Here is a 14681-nt window from a genome sequence, read left to right as displayed (position 1 = left end):
GCCACGATCATCGCTCTGGATGGTCGTGCACTGAACCTCCCTGGAGACCGTCACCGGAGTCATGAAACTGATCGTCGGACTAGGCAACCCCGGATCGCAGTACACCAGAACGCGGCATAACGCCGGGTTCATGGTGGCCGACCGCCTGTGCGCCAAGCACGGGCGGGGCGAACCGGCGAAGGCCCGCTTCCAGGCCGCGACCACCGAGCTTTCACTCGGGGGCGAGAAGGTCCTGGTCATGAAGCCGACGACGTTCATGAACCGCTCCGGTCAGTCGATCTCCGAGGCGGTCCGCTTCTTCAAGGTCGATGCCGCGAAGGACCTGCTGGTGATCGTCGATGACCTCTACCTGCCTACCGGCGCAGTGCGCCTCAAACCCGGCGGCGGCGCCGGTGGGCACAACGGGCTCACGAGCATCCAGCAGCTCCTCGGCAGCGACGCGTACCCGCGCCTGCGCATCGGCGTCGGCCTCCAGCCATCGGGCGGCAAGCCGCCCTTCATGGACCAGGCCGACTTCGTGCTCGGGCGATTCACCTCGGAGGAGGAGCCGCTGCTGGAAGGAGCACTCTCCAAGGCCGAGCAGGCCGTGGAGGTGTTCGCCGGCAAGGGCCTCGAGGCCGCGATGAACTTCGCCAACGCGGGACCCCAACGCGAAACCCAGCGGGAGAAGAGCCCGCCAAAGGAACGCCCCACCGACACGACGTAGCAACCTGCACCAGCAGGTAGCCCGAGCGTCAGCGAGGGCCTTCCCGAGTTCACTCCCGATACCAGACACTCACTCAAGCAGAGACACACTCAAGGAAAGCACATGGCAACCAAGCGTTCTTACAACTACGAGGCAATGTTCCTGATCGGCCAGAACGTCGCGGCCGACCTCACCGGCGTCATCCAGCACATCAACGAGATCCTCGCCCGCGGCAACGCCGAGGTCATCGCGATGCGCAAGTGGGATGAGCGCAAGCTCGCCTACGAGATCCGCGGCCAGAAGCGCGGCCTCTACATCCTCGTCTACTTCCGCGCCCCCGGCCCGGACGTCGCCCACATCGAGCGCGACTGCAACCTCTCGGAGAAGATCCTCCGCGCACTCATCCTCCGCGCCGATCACATGACCGGCGAGCAGATGCAGGCCGCCGACGCCCGCAAGGAGCTCGAGGTCGAGGCCAAGCTCCGCGCCGAGCGCCCGGCGACCCCCGCCCCCGTCGCGGCCGCCGCGGCCCCTGCCGATGCCGGCGAGGACCAGGGCGAAGCCGGCGACGAGGCCTGAGCCTTACCCGTTGGCAGGGCCTGACTTAGGCCCAGCCGACAACCCGTGCACGAGAAGCCCCCCGGCCGTCCGGGGGGCTTTTCTATGCGACCATGGACACCCCGGTTGGTATCCGATAGGCTCACCGTACTCTTACTTTCGCACCTCGAACACAGGAACAACCGCCATGGCCTCTTCGCTCAACAAAGTCATGCTCATGGGCAACATCACCCGCGACATCGAGCTCCGTCACACGGCGGGCAACATGGCGGTCGCGAAGTTGGGCATTGCCACCAACCGGAAGTGGAAGACACCCGAAGGTGAAACCCGCGAAGAGGTCATGTTCATCGACTGCGAAGCGTGGGGCAAGACTGCTGAGGTGATCAACCAGTACTTCTCAAAGGGCCGGCCGATCCTCATCGAAGGCAGGCTCAAGCTCGATCAGTGGGAGGACAAGGAGACCAAGGCGAAGCGCTCCAAGCACGTCGTCGTTATCGACGCCTTCCACTTCGTGGACAGCAAGCCTGGCGGCGGTGGCGGCAGTGATATGGAGGAAGGGGGCGGCCAGTCCCGCAGCAGCGGCGGCGGAAACTGGGGCCCGCGCCAGAACGCCCCCGCCCCGCGCCAGTCGGCACCGGCCCCCGCGGCCCGTCCCTCCGCTCCCGCGGCTCCGCCCATGGGCGATGACGACATCCCGTTCTGAGCGGTACTCCCGCGCGAATATCTGAGTAGGGCTCAGCCGAACCCGCGCGAGCCCGCGGATGTACTGACCACGGCCGCACGAAGGGGTGCGTCGGCCGGAGTCCGCTGCATGCGCTCGATCGGTTCTCGTCGGGGTTGGCTGTCCGCTCTCCTCATCACTGCAGGGTCTGCCTTTCCTGCCGCCACGCTCGCACAAGACGCGCCGAAGCACTCGCCGACCGCCTCACCGCAGGCTGAACCGGTCCAGCCGAAGCTGACGCCCCTCGACCTCGCCCGCCTCGAGGCCGCGGCCGACGCCGAGTGCAAGTGGATCATCGCGCGTGGGGCAGCGCCCGGAGTGTGCATCGCGGTCGGCCGCGCCGGCGAGGTCGTCTTCGCCCGCGGCTACGGGCGCGCCGACATTGAGAACGACGTCCGCGTCACCACGGATTCGGCCTTCCGCATCGCGTCCGTCACCAAGCAGTTCACCGCCGCGGCCATCATGAAGCTCGTCGAGTCCGGGAAGGTGAAGCTCGATGAGCCCGTCCGCACCTACCTGCCCGATACGCCCGAGCAGTACAAGGCGGTCACCATCCGCCACCTGCTCTCGCACACCTCGGGCATCCCCGACTTCATCGACCAGGGGCGAGCGTCTGAACTCGCCGCCAAGGTCGACGTCAAGTACGCCGACATCGCCGGGATCGTGAAGGACCTGCCGCTGGAGTTTGAGCCCGGGTCGAAGTACGCGTATTGCAATACGGGGTACGTCATGCTGGGCGAGGTTATCGCGCGCGTTTCTGGCGTCCCCTATCGCGAGTTCCTCAAGCGTGAGCTGCTCGACCCGCTGGGACTGACCCGCACGGGCTATACATCATTCCGCGAGATCGTCCCGCGCCGCGTGCGCGGGTACTTCGACGAGAACGGCGCGTTCGTCAACGCCCGCTACCTCAGCCCCGACATCCCCGGCGCCTCAGGTGCGCTCTACTCCACGGCCAACGACCTCGTGAAGTGGACGCACCTGCTCCACTCCGCGAAGGTGGTCAGCCCCGAGTCGCTGAAGGAAATGACCACCGCCGCGACACTCAACAACGGCAATCATGCCGAGTACGGCCTGGGCACTCAGGTCATGACCCGCCTCGGCCGCCCCGCCTTCTCCCACGGCGGGAACGGCAGCGGCTTCAGCGCCTTCGTCTCCTACTGGCCCGGCGAAGACCTCACAGTGGTCGTTCTTGCCAATGGACGGGAAGTGCTGCCCAACCTTGCCGGAGAAACGGTCGTCAGTGCCGCCCTGGGCCTTTCGCCGCCCGCCGCGTTGCTCACCCCAGAGGAGCTTGCCCAGTACGAGGGCACCTTCACCTTCAACCTCGGCGGTCGCACCTTCGACCTGCGCGTCTACCCGCAGGACGGCAACCTGGTCGGTCACCGCGCCGGCAACCGACCCTTCCGGTTCTTCAAGAGGGGCGAGCACCGCTTCGTTCACGAGCAGGACAGCGATGCCGAGTTCACCTTCACCATGAATGATGGCAGAGCCACCAGCCTCACCCTCAAGAACCCGAGGGGCGAGTTCGCAGGCCAGCGGAAGCCCTGAGTCAGGGCCTCCATCCCCTAACCGGCCCGACCCCAGCAGGTTGCCGCCAGCCCAACGATCCCGCGGGCTGGGCCGCCTACACTCCCGCCCACCGTTGGGGCGGCACGCGGCCTGTCGCCGCGCCCCGCTCCTAACTTTGCCCCCGCACAGGGGAAAGGACAGCCACCATGGCCAAGTCTGTCAAGCTGCTGCTCACCGAGAACGTCGAGGCTCTGGGCATCGTCGGGGACGTCGTCAACGTCCGCACCGGCTACGCCCGCAACTTCCTCCTCCCCCGCAACCTGGCGACCACCCCCAGCGATGACCTGGTCAAGCAGCTCGCCGGCAAGCGCGCCGAGGCCGAGAAGATGCTCGCAGCCCAGCGCAAGGCCCGCGAGGAGCTCGCCGGCAAGCTGCAGGGCGTCGAGGTCACCCTCATCCGCTCCTGCAACGACATGGGCATTCTCTACGGCGCGATCACGCAGCAGGACGTGGCTAAGGCCCTCAGCGAGATGGGCCACTCCGTGAAGCCCCGGGATGTCCGCATCGCTCAGACCATCAAGCGCATCGACAACTACGACGTGCACGTGAAGCTCGACAGCGACCTCGACTCCGTGATCAAGCTGCACGTGAAGCCCGACCGCGAGCTCGAGCTCGACAAGGATGCTGAGCCCGCCGGCGCTGCCGGCGCCGAGACGGAGGCCCAGAGCGCCATGAAGCGTCAGGAGGCCGCCGAGGAGGCCGCGAAGGCGACCCGTGGCACGTGGGGCGCGGGCAAGCCCGCCGCCACCGAAGCCAAGGCCGACGCCCCCGCCAAGGGGGAGAAGAAGGCCAAGGGCGACAAGGCGGACAAGGCCGAGAAGTCCGACAAGGCCGAGAAGAAGGCCAAGCCCGAGGCCAGCGACGGTGGCGAGAAGAAGGCCAAGAAGAAGTAACCCTTCGGACGTGCCATCGAGATGCCCTCATCTCGATGGTCCGGCCTCTAGGCAGCCCGAGTAAAACAAAGAAGCCCCGAGCATCACGCCCGGGGCTTCTTTCTTTTCGTCGCCGGCTCGCCCGGATCGGGCAGGCCCGATCAGTAAGCGCCCATCCGCTGGTCCAGCAGGAAGGGCGGCTCGATCGTCCGCGTGATTTTCTTGCCGCACCCGTAGTGCTTCAGTGACACGCCGCGGCTCACGCGGTAGAGCAGCGTGATCTTCTGCCCGGCGCGGCTCGCGCTCATGCGCGGCAACTCGTCGAACTTGGTGATCGGGTTGCCCGGCGTATACCGCAGCCACAGGATGGTCTCGTCCTGGTACGCCCAGCCGACGGGAACGTACGGGACGTTGTTCTGGTCGTACAGGGTGGGCACGTCGTTGCCCTCCTGGTTGACGAACGCCCGGTGGAGGATGCTCCACTGTGCGTAGTCCGAGGCGTCGACCTGCACGATGACCTGATCCTCGGCGACGAGCAGGCGCTTGATCTCCAGCTTGCGGTCGATGCCGCGGGCCGCGTTGATCATGTCCGCCTTGAGCTTCACCTCGCCGTTGATGACGATGTTCTTGTCCTTCTCCTCGTCGATCTCGAGCTGGTCGTGCGTGCCCTTCTGGATGGTGAAGGGCAGGATGTCGCTCACGTTGAGGCGATCCAGCGGCGGGTTGGGCGTGCCCGCCTGCTTCACCCGCTCGGCTGGCGCCGCCTCGGACAGGTCAAGGTCGTTCACGGGAGCCACGTTGCCCAGGGTCTTGAATCCCGAGGCGATCGCGCCGTCACGCTCCGCCGCGCTGCGGAACACCACATTGGGCTTCTTGGAGCTGTCGATCAGGCTGCGGGCACCCTTGATATAGACCGCGATCGGCTTGTAGCCGGGCGGGCAGGGGTACTCAAAGGAGAAGATCGGCTCCGCGGCCGCTCCCACCGACGCGATGAACGTGCCCTCTGCGTCCAGCCACCAGCGCCCGTACAGGTCGGCCTTGTCCGACTGGGCCTGCGAGGAAACGGCGATGGGGTGCACCCGCATGGTGTCGCCATCGGCGTTCTCCAGCAGCAGGTGCGTCTGGGCCGCGCCGATGGAGAACTTGCCGTCCTTGTCGCGGGCGGTGGCCTTGAACTTCACCACCAGGCCCTCGATGGTCGAGTTCTCCGGGAAGGGGTTGCCGTCGAGGTCGAACACGCGCTGGACGGTGCCGGCCTTCCACTGGTCGGTCAGATAGCTGCTGAACTTGCCCTTGCCGCTCTCGCCTACCGCAAAGCGGGAGATGACCTCGAAGTCGGACAGCCGCGTGGTGTTGCGGTTCTTACCGTCGAATGCCGTAAGGTGCAGCGTGCCGCCCTCCTCGTGCACGTCGGGGTGCCACTTGGCCAGGGGCTCACCGGTGCGGAAGGCCCGCTCGGAAAGGTTGCCGTACACCTCGGCGGTGATCTTGTCGATGGGGAGCCACAGAGCGCCTGTCCGCTTGAGGTTGCCGCTCACGTACTTGACCGGCGTACCAAACTCGATGTTGGTGCGGAAGTAGCCGAGGCCGATCGCGACGATGCCGCCCGTCAGCACGCCCGCAATGATCCCGCACACTGCGCCACCCGCGTAGTTGAGCTTCTGGCTCAGCACCACGTTGGCCGGAAGCAGCTGGTCAACGCCCAGCCGCAGCAGCCCGAGCGTGAGGGCGAAGGGCACCAGCAGGCCGATGCCCCACGCCATCCCCGTGAGGTGCGCGCCCACGCCCGTGGTTGGCGCCGACTCCAGGATCCAGTACGACACCGGCTCCCACACGCCGAAGGCGACCGCCCCGGCGATCACCGTGCAGACCAGGTGGATCAGCGCGGAGAAAAAGCCGCGGATCACCCACATGTACGCCACGAAGAGCGTCACCGCGAGGACGAACAGGTTCAGTGTCATGGTTCAGACTCCGGCTGCATGTGCCGCCATCGGCGGCTCGGTCGACTGGGCGTTGTACCGTCAGGCCTTGGCGGGGGTTTTGGGATTCTGAGCGGTCGCGGGCTTCGCCGCGGGAGCCGCCTGGCCGTTGGCCGCGCCCGGCGCCGCCACTGCGGGAGCCGCCGCCGGCGCGGGCTGCTGCCCGTCGGTGGTGATCCGCAGGACCTCCTCCACGCTCGTGGTCCCGTCGATGGCCTTCTTGAGGGCCGCCTGCTGGATGGTCGGCAGGCCGGCCTTGCGGAACTCGACCTTGAGGGCGTTCCAGTCGCCCGCCTTGAGGTGCGCCCGCTCGGCCGGGCCGATGGGGAACACCTCGAACACGCCGTCCTGGCCGATGTAGCCAATGCCACCGCAGATCGGGCAGACCTCGGGCTTGTTCTTGATCAGCACCTGCCCGCCCTTCTTGAACAGCTGCTTCACCTTGTCCGGCGGCAGGCCCAGCTTCTTCACCATCTCCGGCGAGGGCTGGTACGCGACGCGGCAGTTGATGCACAGCTTGCGGATGAGCTTCTGCCCCACGGCGCCGCGGAGGCACTTGCTGCCCTGCTCCAGGTCCCCCACCGCCTTCATCCACGTCTGCAGCGCCTGCATCGCGCTCTCGGACTTGAGCGACACGTAGGTCCGGGTCCGCTCCTGATCGACGCGGGCGATCTCCTTCGCCGTCGCGGGGTCGGGCAGCTCGGCGATACCCACCACGTCAGGGTCGCGCCGCATGATCGTCCGCGTCAGCGTCGAGTACTCGGCCCCGTCAGCCTGCGGGTCGAACTTGTTCTGTCGCACGCCCTCGAGGGCGTCCTGCACGTCGATCTCGATGGTCTGCACGTTCTTGGTGTAGGCGTCGTGCATCTTGAGCACCGAGTACATCGTCGTCGTGCGCCCGCCGTCGAGCGGCGCGCCCAGCAGCACCACGCCGTGGGCATCGGCGATGATGTCCTGCAGCGCCTTCATCTGCGGCTCGAGCAGGCCCAGCTCGGCCCCCTTGCGGCGGACCTGCGACTCGGGGTCAAACAGCATCGTCACGCGCATGCCGCCCTGGCCGCCGATGGTGGTGAGGCGCACCTTCTTGCGGCTGTCGCCGCGCTCCACCGCGATGTCCGCGACCTGCTTCTTGCGGCGGTCATTGACGTCGAGCTTGGCCACCGACTTCCAGAAGTCCATGACCTTGATCGCCTCTGCCGCGGGCATCGGCTCGGGCTGGCTCCGCACGCCGTCCACCAGGTACGACACGGCGTACACGCCCTCCTTGCCCGAGGGCTGGATGTCGATCTGCGAGGCACGGGCGCTGGTCGCCTTGATGTATACCTGCTCCGCAGCGAGCCGAACCGCGAACTCCGGCGTCTCGCCGTTGGGGGCCGGCACCAGCACCTTGTCCGGCCCCTTGAGGACCAGCTCCACCTTCCCCTGCAGCTTGGCCGCGGCCTTGGCCTCGCGCTTTGCCGCGAGCGACGAGAAGTCCAGCTTCAGGTGGTGCTCGGCAGGGACACGCTCGTCCTTGTTCGCCACCAGTGCGAACACGATGACGTCGGCCACCAGCAGCACGATCATGATGCCCCAGCCGATCCAGAACGAGGCCTCGCTCTTGGTGTACGGCGCAAGCACCGCGATCAGGGCCACCAGGCCGGTCACCAGGTGCACCATGTTCCAGGCGTCACGGTTCAGGAAGAACCGGGCCGCGTGCTTGTCCAGCACCCGCGAGACCACGTGCGCCCACGGCACAAAGGGGATCAGGATCAGGAAGGGCTTCCAGAGGTTCATGAGGAAGAACCCCTCCAGCCCCAGGGTCGGGCTGAGCCCCATCGCGGTCGTCAGGTGTTGCATGTGCATGACTCTTCGAACTTTCGTGAACAGAGCACGCCCGAGCAGGCGCGTGGACCGACTGTAGTGTCACCCGGCTGGGAAGACCCGGCACACCGGGTCGCCTCCCGTTGGGCCCTCCAGAGTACCAAACCGCGGCGGTTGTGCCGAATCGGTCCCGGTCAGGCCCAGCGCCATTCGCAGACCGGCCCTCCCGGGGTCCCTCCAACTTTCTTTGAACTCCGGACGCAACTGGCCGTCTACTCCATCCTTTTGAACAGCCCCACCGAAGCAGAGGCTGCACCCCGCAAGGGGTTCCCCACGGAGTTCCGCGGGGCACCCCCACCATTTCCCCTCATCGGGCACTCACCGAACAACCGCCAGCCCGCTGGTCTATTACCATCCACCACCACCGATGCCCGACCCACAGCCTACTACCCACACCCCCACTGCCGCCGAGCCCACCACGAGCGGGCGGGCCGATCGCCCCGCATTGCCCGAGGTTGACGCGTCGCTCTACCTCCACCCGCAGACCCTCGCCCGCCTGGCCAGCTTCGAGCTCCGGGCCAAGATGATCGTCGAGGGTTTCTCCAGCGGCGTGCACCGCTCGCCCTTTCAGGGGTTGTCAGTCGAGTTCGCCCAGCACCGCCCATACGTCCCCGGGGACGACCTGCGGCACCTTGACTGGAAGGTCTACGGCCGCACCGACAAGCTGCACCTCAAGCAGCACCAGCAGGAGACCAACCTCGACCTGATCGTGCTCGTGGATTCCTCCGGCTCCATGAACTACGGCAGCCGCAGCTTCGAGGACGCCTCCGGTGTCGGCATCAAGAAGAGCATGGACGGGCGCAGCAACTGGACCAAGTTCGACCACGCTACCGCCCTCGCCGCGGCCTTGTCCTACATCACCCTCCGCCAGGGGGACCGCGTGGGCATGGTCGTCTTCGCCGACGAGGTCCGCGCCATGGTCCGCCGCTCCAGCAGCCAGGGCACGTGGCGGCAGATCGTGGGCGCCCTCGCAACGCACCCGGTGAACACCGAGAACCGCGGGCGCAGCACCGACTTCCGGCGGGTCATCGACCAGGTGCTCGGCAAGCTCACCAACCGCTGCCTCATCGCCCTCATCAGCGACCTGTTCATCGACGTCGAGCCCATCCGCGACACCTTCGCGCAGCTCAAGCACGCGGGCCACGACCTGCTCGTCTTCCAGGTGCTCGACCGCGCCGAGGAGGAGTTCGGCTTCACCGACACAGCCCCCTTCGAGGGGCTCGAGGGCGAGCCCATCCTCCGCGTCGACCCACGGGCCCTCCGCAAGGCCTACCTCGAGGTCTTCAACGAGCACCAGAGCTCCGTCGAGAAGCTCGTCCGCGGCATGGGCTTTGACTACCAGAAGATCAACACCCACGACTGGCTCGGCCCGCCCCTGGCCCACTTCGTGGCCCGCCGCAACGCGATGATCAAGCGGAGCAAGTATGCCTGAGAAGAAGTGGCAAAGTGGCCAAGTGGCAGAGTGGCAAAGTGCGCAATCGTCGTACATGGCCGCCTTCTTTCACTTTGCCACTTGGCCACTCTGCCACTTTGCCACTCCATGACTTTCCTCAACCCCACCATCGCCCTCGTCGGCCTGGCGTGCATCGCCATCCCGATCATCATCCACATCCTGATGCGGAGGCGCCGTCGCCCCGTGCCGTGGGCGGCGATGAAGTTCCTCATCGAGGCCTACCGCCGCCAGCGCCGCCGCATGAACCTCGAGCAGCTCCTGCTGCTCGCCAGCCGCTGCCTGCTCGTTGCCCTGCTCGCACTCGCTCTCGGCAAGCCCGTGCTCGGCGCCCTGGGCGCCCTCACGCAGGGGCCGCGCACGCTCTACCTCATGATCGACAACGGCCTGGCCTCTGGCGCGGCTTCCGCCGGCGAGACCACCCCCGCGCTAGAGCGCAGCAAGTCCGAGGCCCTCAACCTCATCAAGCAGCTCGACCAGGCCCAGGGCGACCGCGTCGGCATCGTCGCCCTCGCCGGCCCCTCCGAGCCGCTGGTGGTCCCCCCGACCGCCGACCTCGCGGCCGCGGGCGAGCTCATCCGCGCCCTCACCCCCATGCACAGCCGCACCGACCTCGCGGGCGGCCTCGCCAGGCTCCGCGATGAACTCCGCCGCGCGCCCATGCAGAGCGGCGACGCCCTGTGGCTCGCCCTCATGAGCGACTTCCGCGCCGGTTCCGCCGACCTCGAGGCCACGCTCGCCCCGCTCGCCGCGAACGAAGGGCAGGTGAGCGTGCTCGCCCTCGGCCCTGCCACGCAGCCGCTGGACAACACCGCCATCACAGCCGTCGAGCCCGCCCGCTCCGTGCTCATCTCAACAAGCGAAGCCGGCGCGGCGCCCACCGCCAGCACCCCCGTGCGCGTCGTGCTCCACCGCAGCGGCCCGGGCGTGAACACGGCCGCCGTATCCACCATCAGCGTTGACGCAGTCTCTGCAACGGTGCCGGCCGCGCCCGCAACTGGCCGCGCCCAAACCCGCATCAACTGGGCCCCCGGCCAGGACACCGCCTCCGGCTACGTCACGGTCGACGTCCCCATCCCCGCTCAGGGCTCGCGCACCCCCGTGACCCTCGTCGCCACCATCGACGCCGACGCCATCGCGGGCGACAACACCTTCCGACGCCCTATCGACACGCGCGAGCGCCTGGAAGTCGCGCTCCTCGCCCCCGGCGCCGTCGGCGGCAAGTCCACCATCGACAACTACACCCCAGCGGACTGGCTCGCCCTCGCCCTTGCTCCCGAGGCCGACCCGATGCGTCGCCGCCAGTCTGGAGAGATTCGGGTCACTGCGCTCGACCCCGCCCGCGCCTTGGCTCCACTCCCCGGCAGCCGCAACGCCGCGGGCATGCTCGCCGACTTCGACGCGATCATTATTTCGAATCCCGACCTCGTCGATGCTGCGGGTTGGCGCCTCGTGCGTGCCGCGGCCGATCTCGGCGCGCTAGTCCTCGTCACGCCCCCCGCGGGCCCCAAGGAGGGTGTGCAGATCCACACATGGACTGACGCCATGCTCGCCGGACTCTCGCTCCAGTGGCAGATCGGTCGCGAGTCCCGCACCCTTTCGCCCGCCGCCACGCTCCCGCCCGAGCGCCTCACGCCCTCCGGGCCCGACCTGCTCGAACTGCTCGCCGCCGAAATGCCCGAGCTCGTCAAGAGCGTGACGGTCTCGCAAGTCCTGCCCCTCACCGGCGGACCCGGCGCTTTCGAAACGCTGCTACGGCTCGCCGACGGCTCACCCCTGCTGGTCATGGCCCAGCCCGGCGCCGCCTCCGACGACAAGACCGCCCGCGCCTCCCGCGGCATGGTGCTCTTCATGACCGCCGCGCCCGATACGCGCTGGACCGACCTGCCCACCAAGCCGCTCATGGTGCCGCTGATCCAGGAGCTGGTGCGCCAGGGCGTTGGCCGCAGCGCCGGGCCGCGCACCGCCGTCGCCGGCGGCCTCGCAACCCTGCCCCCCGGCGCGGCCGAGCTCGCGCCCATCGGCGAGCCCGCGGAAGGTGAGCCCCAGCAGCCGCCGATCCAGCTCGACGCCAACAGCCAGCCCGCACGCCCCATCCGCACCGCGGGCTTGTGGGCCGCCCGCAGCAGCGCCGGCACCACGCTCGGCGTCCTCGCCTTCAACGCCGACCCCGCCGGAAGCGCGACCGACACCCGCTCGCGCGAAGAGATCGCCCGCTGGCTGACGCCCATCGCCAGCGAGCTCACGTGGATCGAACCCGGCAGCGGACCCATCGCCCCCGGCAGCCCGCCCGGCGAAACCGCCGCGACCGGCGCCCTCACCCGTGACACCAAGATCCCGCCCATCAGCTTCCCGCTCCTCATCGCCGCCCTCGCGGTCGCCGTGATCGAAACGGGCCTTGCCCGCTGGTTCAGCCACGCCCGCGCCGAGACCGGCCTCATCCGCGCCACCGCCGGCGCCCAGGCCGCCGAGAAGGGAGCCGCGGCGTGAGCAGCTTCCTTGACCGGCTCTTCGGCCTCAAGACCCTCTCCACCAGCGGCGAGGGCGTGGACCTCCGCTGGGCCCATCCGCTGCCGCTGTGGGCGTGGGCGTTCATCGCCGTCGCGTGCCTGCTGCTCGCGGCGTGGAGCTACTGGAACCTCTTGGGCAAGACCGGCGTCCGTGCCGCCCTCGCGGTGGTGCGCACGCTGCTGCTGCTGCTGGTCGCTGTGCTCATCTCAGGCCCCGAGCTCGTCCGCCAGAACGACCAGGTCGAACGCGACTGGGTCATCGTCATGGCCGACCGCTCGGCCTCGCTCACCGTCAACGACGCCCCGCGCCCCGACGGCTCCCGCGTCACCCGCGAGCAGCAGCTCCAGGAAACCGTCAACGCCGCGTGGCCCACGTTCGCGTCCCTCGCCCAGAACCGCAACGTGCTGTTCCTGGGCTTTGACTCCGGCGCGTACGACCTGCGCACCGCGACCGAGCCCAACGGCGCCATCACCGGCATCAACCTCGGCGAGGCCGCGGGCCGCCGCACCATGCTGGGACAGGCCCTCGAGCAGACGCTCCGGCGCGTCGCCGCCCGCCCTGTGGCCGGCGTCGTGGTGCTCTCTGACGGCCGCTCCAGCGATTCCGTCGGCCGCAACGCCCTCAAGCAGCTCGAGTCCCGCCAGATCCCCGTGTTCTCGGTTGCTCTGGGCAGCCCCCAGCCACTGACCGACATGGCCCTCGCACGCCTCGAGTCCCCTTCCGCGGCCTTCGTCGGCGACCTCGTCCCCGTGAGCGTCGACGTTGAGCGCCTCGGCGGTGACCCCAACAACCCCGTCCCCGGCAAGGTCCAGCTCGTCGATGAGAAGACCGACACCGTCCTGGACGAGCTGCCCCTTGAGCCGCCCGTCAGCGGCACGCAGCAGCGCGTCACCCTCACCGCCCGCCCGCAGGACCCCGGCCAGACCTCCTGGACCGTGCGCCTGGTGCTCGACACCCCCGACCTCACGCAGGAGAACAACCGCCTGCCCGTGCGCGTCGACCTCGTCGACCGCCCCATCCGCGTCGTCTACTTCGACGGCTACCCGCGCTGGGAGTACCGCTACCTCAAGAACCTGCTCGTCCGCGAGGCATCGATCAAGAGTACCACGCTCCTGCTCGCAAGCGACCGCAAGTACATCCAGGAGGGCAGCGAGCCCCTGGACATGATCCCGCGCACGCAGGAGGGCTGGAACGCCATCGATGTGATCGTCATGGGCGACCTCCGCCCGGGCCTCTTCAGCGACGAGCAACTCCAGCAGATCCGCACCCTCGTCGCAGAGCGCGGCGCCGGTCTGCTGTGGATCGGCGGGCCTTCCGCTACCCCCGGCGCCTGGCGCGGCACGCCGCTGGCCGACCTCGTCCCCTTCGGCGCGGCGGCCGCGGAATCTTCGAACGGCCCCGCAACCTTCCTCGACCCCGTCGTCCTCAGCCCCGGCCCCGCGGCCTCGCGCTACGGCGTCCTGCAGATGGGCGACAACCTCCGCGACCCCTGGCCCGAGCACCTCTCCGCGCCCACCCTGGGCTGGAACGCCTTCCGCTGGGCCCAGCGCATCGAGCCCGCCGCCCTCAAGCCCACCACCGAGGTCCTCGCCCTCGCCACCCCCACTGCCGTGGCCGGCGGGAGCAGCAACGCCCCCACGCCCATCATCATGACCATGCGCTACGGCGCCGGACGCGTCGTCTACGTCGCCACCGACGAGACCTGGCGCTACCGCTACGCCCGCGGCGAGACGCTCACCGAGCGCCTGTGGATCCCGCTCGTCCGCCTGCTCGCCCGCGAGAGCCTCGGGCGCGCCGGCAAGCCCGCGATCGTCGAGGTCAACCCCGACCGCGCCCAGGCCAACCAGCAGGTGCAGGTCAGCGTGCAGCTCCTTGACCAGACCTTCGTCGACAAGCGCCCCGAGTCAATCAAGGTCCGCCTCCAGCCCCAGGCCGACGCGACCACCCCGCCGCGCGATCAGGCCGGCGTCGAGCTCACCCTCAAGCCCGAGGCCACCGGCGAGTCCGGCGGCCCCTCCAGCCGCCTCACCGCCACCTGGGTCGCCACCGAGCCCGGCACCTACCGCGTCGAGCCCTCCGACCAGCTGCTCACGGGCCTGGACCTCGCGGCCAAGCTGGAGGTGGTCCTGCCCGAGGACGAGCTCCGCGTTCCCCAGACCGACCACGCCAACCTCGCTGTCCTTTCACAAGCTACCGGCGGGCGCGTGCTCCAGGCGGCCGAGCTTTCCCAGCTTCCCGAGCTGCTCCCCAACCGCGAGCTGCATCTGCTGGGCACCCCCGACGTCGAAACCCTGTGGGATAAGCCCATTGTCTGGACGGTTCTGCTGGTCCTGCTCATCTGTGAGTGGGTCGGGCGCCGCCTGATCAAGCTCTCGTAAGCCTCCAGAGTGTCACAGGGGTCACACACCCCGCACCTGCGGGCTGGGCTTAGGCGTATAGAAAGGGTGACCCCGAACCCCGCCCGACCCGGGCA

The 14681-nt window shown here is 68.6% G+C and carries 10 protein-coding genes; 8 read left to right on the top strand and 2 right to left on the bottom strand.

Features of this window, described 5'->3' with window-relative positions; translation table 11 throughout:
* Positions 1-61 precede the first annotated feature (61 nt).
* The 5 genes from pth (at position 62) to rplI (ending at position 4426) form a co-directional block, all read left to right on the top strand.
* Complete coding sequence (pth, locus tag VD997_15855) at positions 62-706, top strand: aminoacyl-tRNA hydrolase (GenBank protein ID HYE63467.1); 645 nt, start codon at positions 62-64, stop codon at positions 704-706.
* 102 nt (positions 707-808) lie between these two features.
* The gene (rpsF, locus tag VD997_15850) at positions 809-1264 is read left to right on the top strand and encodes a 30S ribosomal protein S6 (GenBank protein ID HYE63466.1); all 456 of its coding nucleotides are present in this window, start codon (positions 809-811) and stop codon (positions 1262-1264) included.
* A 166-nt stretch (positions 1265-1430) separates the two neighbouring features.
* Positions 1431-1946, top strand: coding sequence for a single-stranded DNA-binding protein (gene ssb / locus VD997_15845; GenBank protein ID HYE63465.1), 516 nt, complete (start codon positions 1431-1433; stop codon positions 1944-1946).
* 108 nt (positions 1947-2054) lie between these two features.
* A complete protein-coding gene (locus VD997_15840) occupies positions 2055-3512 on the top strand; it encodes a serine hydrolase domain-containing protein (protein ID HYE63464.1) in 1458 nt (485 codons plus the stop codon).
* Positions 3513-3679: 167 nt separating this feature from the next.
* Positions 3680-4426 carry a 50S ribosomal protein L9 gene (rplI, locus tag VD997_15835; protein HYE63463.1) on the top strand — a complete coding sequence of 249 codons (747 nt, stop codon included), beginning with the start codon at positions 3680-3682 and terminating at the stop codon, positions 4424-4426.
* Positions 4427-4566: 140 nt separating this feature from the next.
* On the opposite strand, the gene VD997_15830 is transcribed toward rplI, so the two are convergent.
* Positions 4567-6366, bottom strand: coding sequence for a hypothetical protein (locus tag VD997_15830; protein HYE63462.1), 1800 nt, complete (start codon positions 6364-6366; stop codon positions 4567-4569).
* 60 nt (positions 6367-6426) lie between these two features.
* Positions 6427-8223, bottom strand: a complete 1797-nt coding sequence (locus VD997_15825; protein HYE63461.1) for an ATPase, T2SS/T4P/T4SS family — start codon at positions 8221-8223, stop codon at positions 6427-6429.
* 391 nt (positions 8224-8614) lie between these two features.
* Between VD997_15825 and VD997_15820 the strand changes: the two genes are divergently transcribed.
* The 3 genes from VD997_15820 to VD997_15810 all read left to right on the top strand — a co-directional run bounded on the left by VD997_15820 (position 8615) and on the right by VD997_15810 (position 14586).
* Entirely contained in the window at positions 8615-9679 is a 1065-nt protein-coding gene (locus VD997_15820) for a DUF58 domain-containing protein (protein ID HYE63460.1), read from the top strand.
* 108 nt (positions 9680-9787) lie between these two features.
* A complete protein-coding gene (locus VD997_15815; protein HYE63459.1) occupies positions 9788-12187 on the top strand; it encodes a BatA domain-containing protein in 2400 nt (799 codons plus the stop codon).
* The gene (locus tag VD997_15810; protein ID HYE63458.1) at positions 12184-14586 is read left to right on the top strand and encodes a hypothetical protein; all 2403 of its coding nucleotides are present in this window, start codon (positions 12184-12186) and stop codon (positions 14584-14586) included. Before VD997_15815 ends, VD997_15810 begins: the two co-directional genes overlap by 4 nt.
* Positions 14587-14681 lie beyond the last annotated feature (95 nt).

It is taken from the genome of Phycisphaerales bacterium (assembly GCA_035627955.1).
Taxonomy (GTDB): domain Bacteria; phylum Planctomycetota; class Phycisphaerae; order Phycisphaerales; family UBA1924; genus JAEYTB01.
Note: the sequence above shows the minus strand (reverse complement) of the source record. Positions and strands in the feature narration are given on the sequence as shown.

Excerpts from the sequence above, each read along its gene's own strand:
- pth (HYE63467.1), top strand. The coding sequence starts at position 62 with ATGAAACTGATCGTCGGACTAGGCAACCCCGGATCGCAGTACACCAGA.
- rpsF (HYE63466.1), top strand. The coding sequence starts at position 809 with ATGGCAACCAAGCGTTCTTACAACTACGAGGCAATGTTCCTGATCGGC.
- ssb (HYE63465.1), top strand. The coding sequence starts at position 1,431 with ATGGCCTCTTCGCTCAACAAAGTCATGCTCATGGGCAACATCACCCGC.
- VD997_15840 (HYE63464.1), top strand. The coding sequence starts at position 2,055 with ATGCGCTCGATCGGTTCTCGTCGGGGTTGGCTGTCCGCTCTCCTCATC.
- rplI (HYE63463.1), top strand. The coding sequence starts at position 3,680 with ATGGCCAAGTCTGTCAAGCTGCTGCTCACCGAGAACGTCGAGGCTCTG.
- VD997_15830 (HYE63462.1), bottom strand. The coding sequence starts at position 6,366 with ATGACACTGAACCTGTTCGTCCTCGCGGTGACGCTCTTCGTGGCGTAC.
- VD997_15825 (HYE63461.1), bottom strand. The coding sequence starts at position 8,223 with ATGCAACACCTGACGACCGCGATGGGGCTCAGCCCGACCCTGGGGCTG.
- VD997_15820 (HYE63460.1), top strand. The coding sequence starts at position 8,615 with ATGCCCGACCCACAGCCTACTACCCACACCCCCACTGCCGCCGAGCCC.
- VD997_15815 (HYE63459.1), top strand. The coding sequence starts at position 9,788 with ATGACTTTCCTCAACCCCACCATCGCCCTCGTCGGCCTGGCGTGCATC.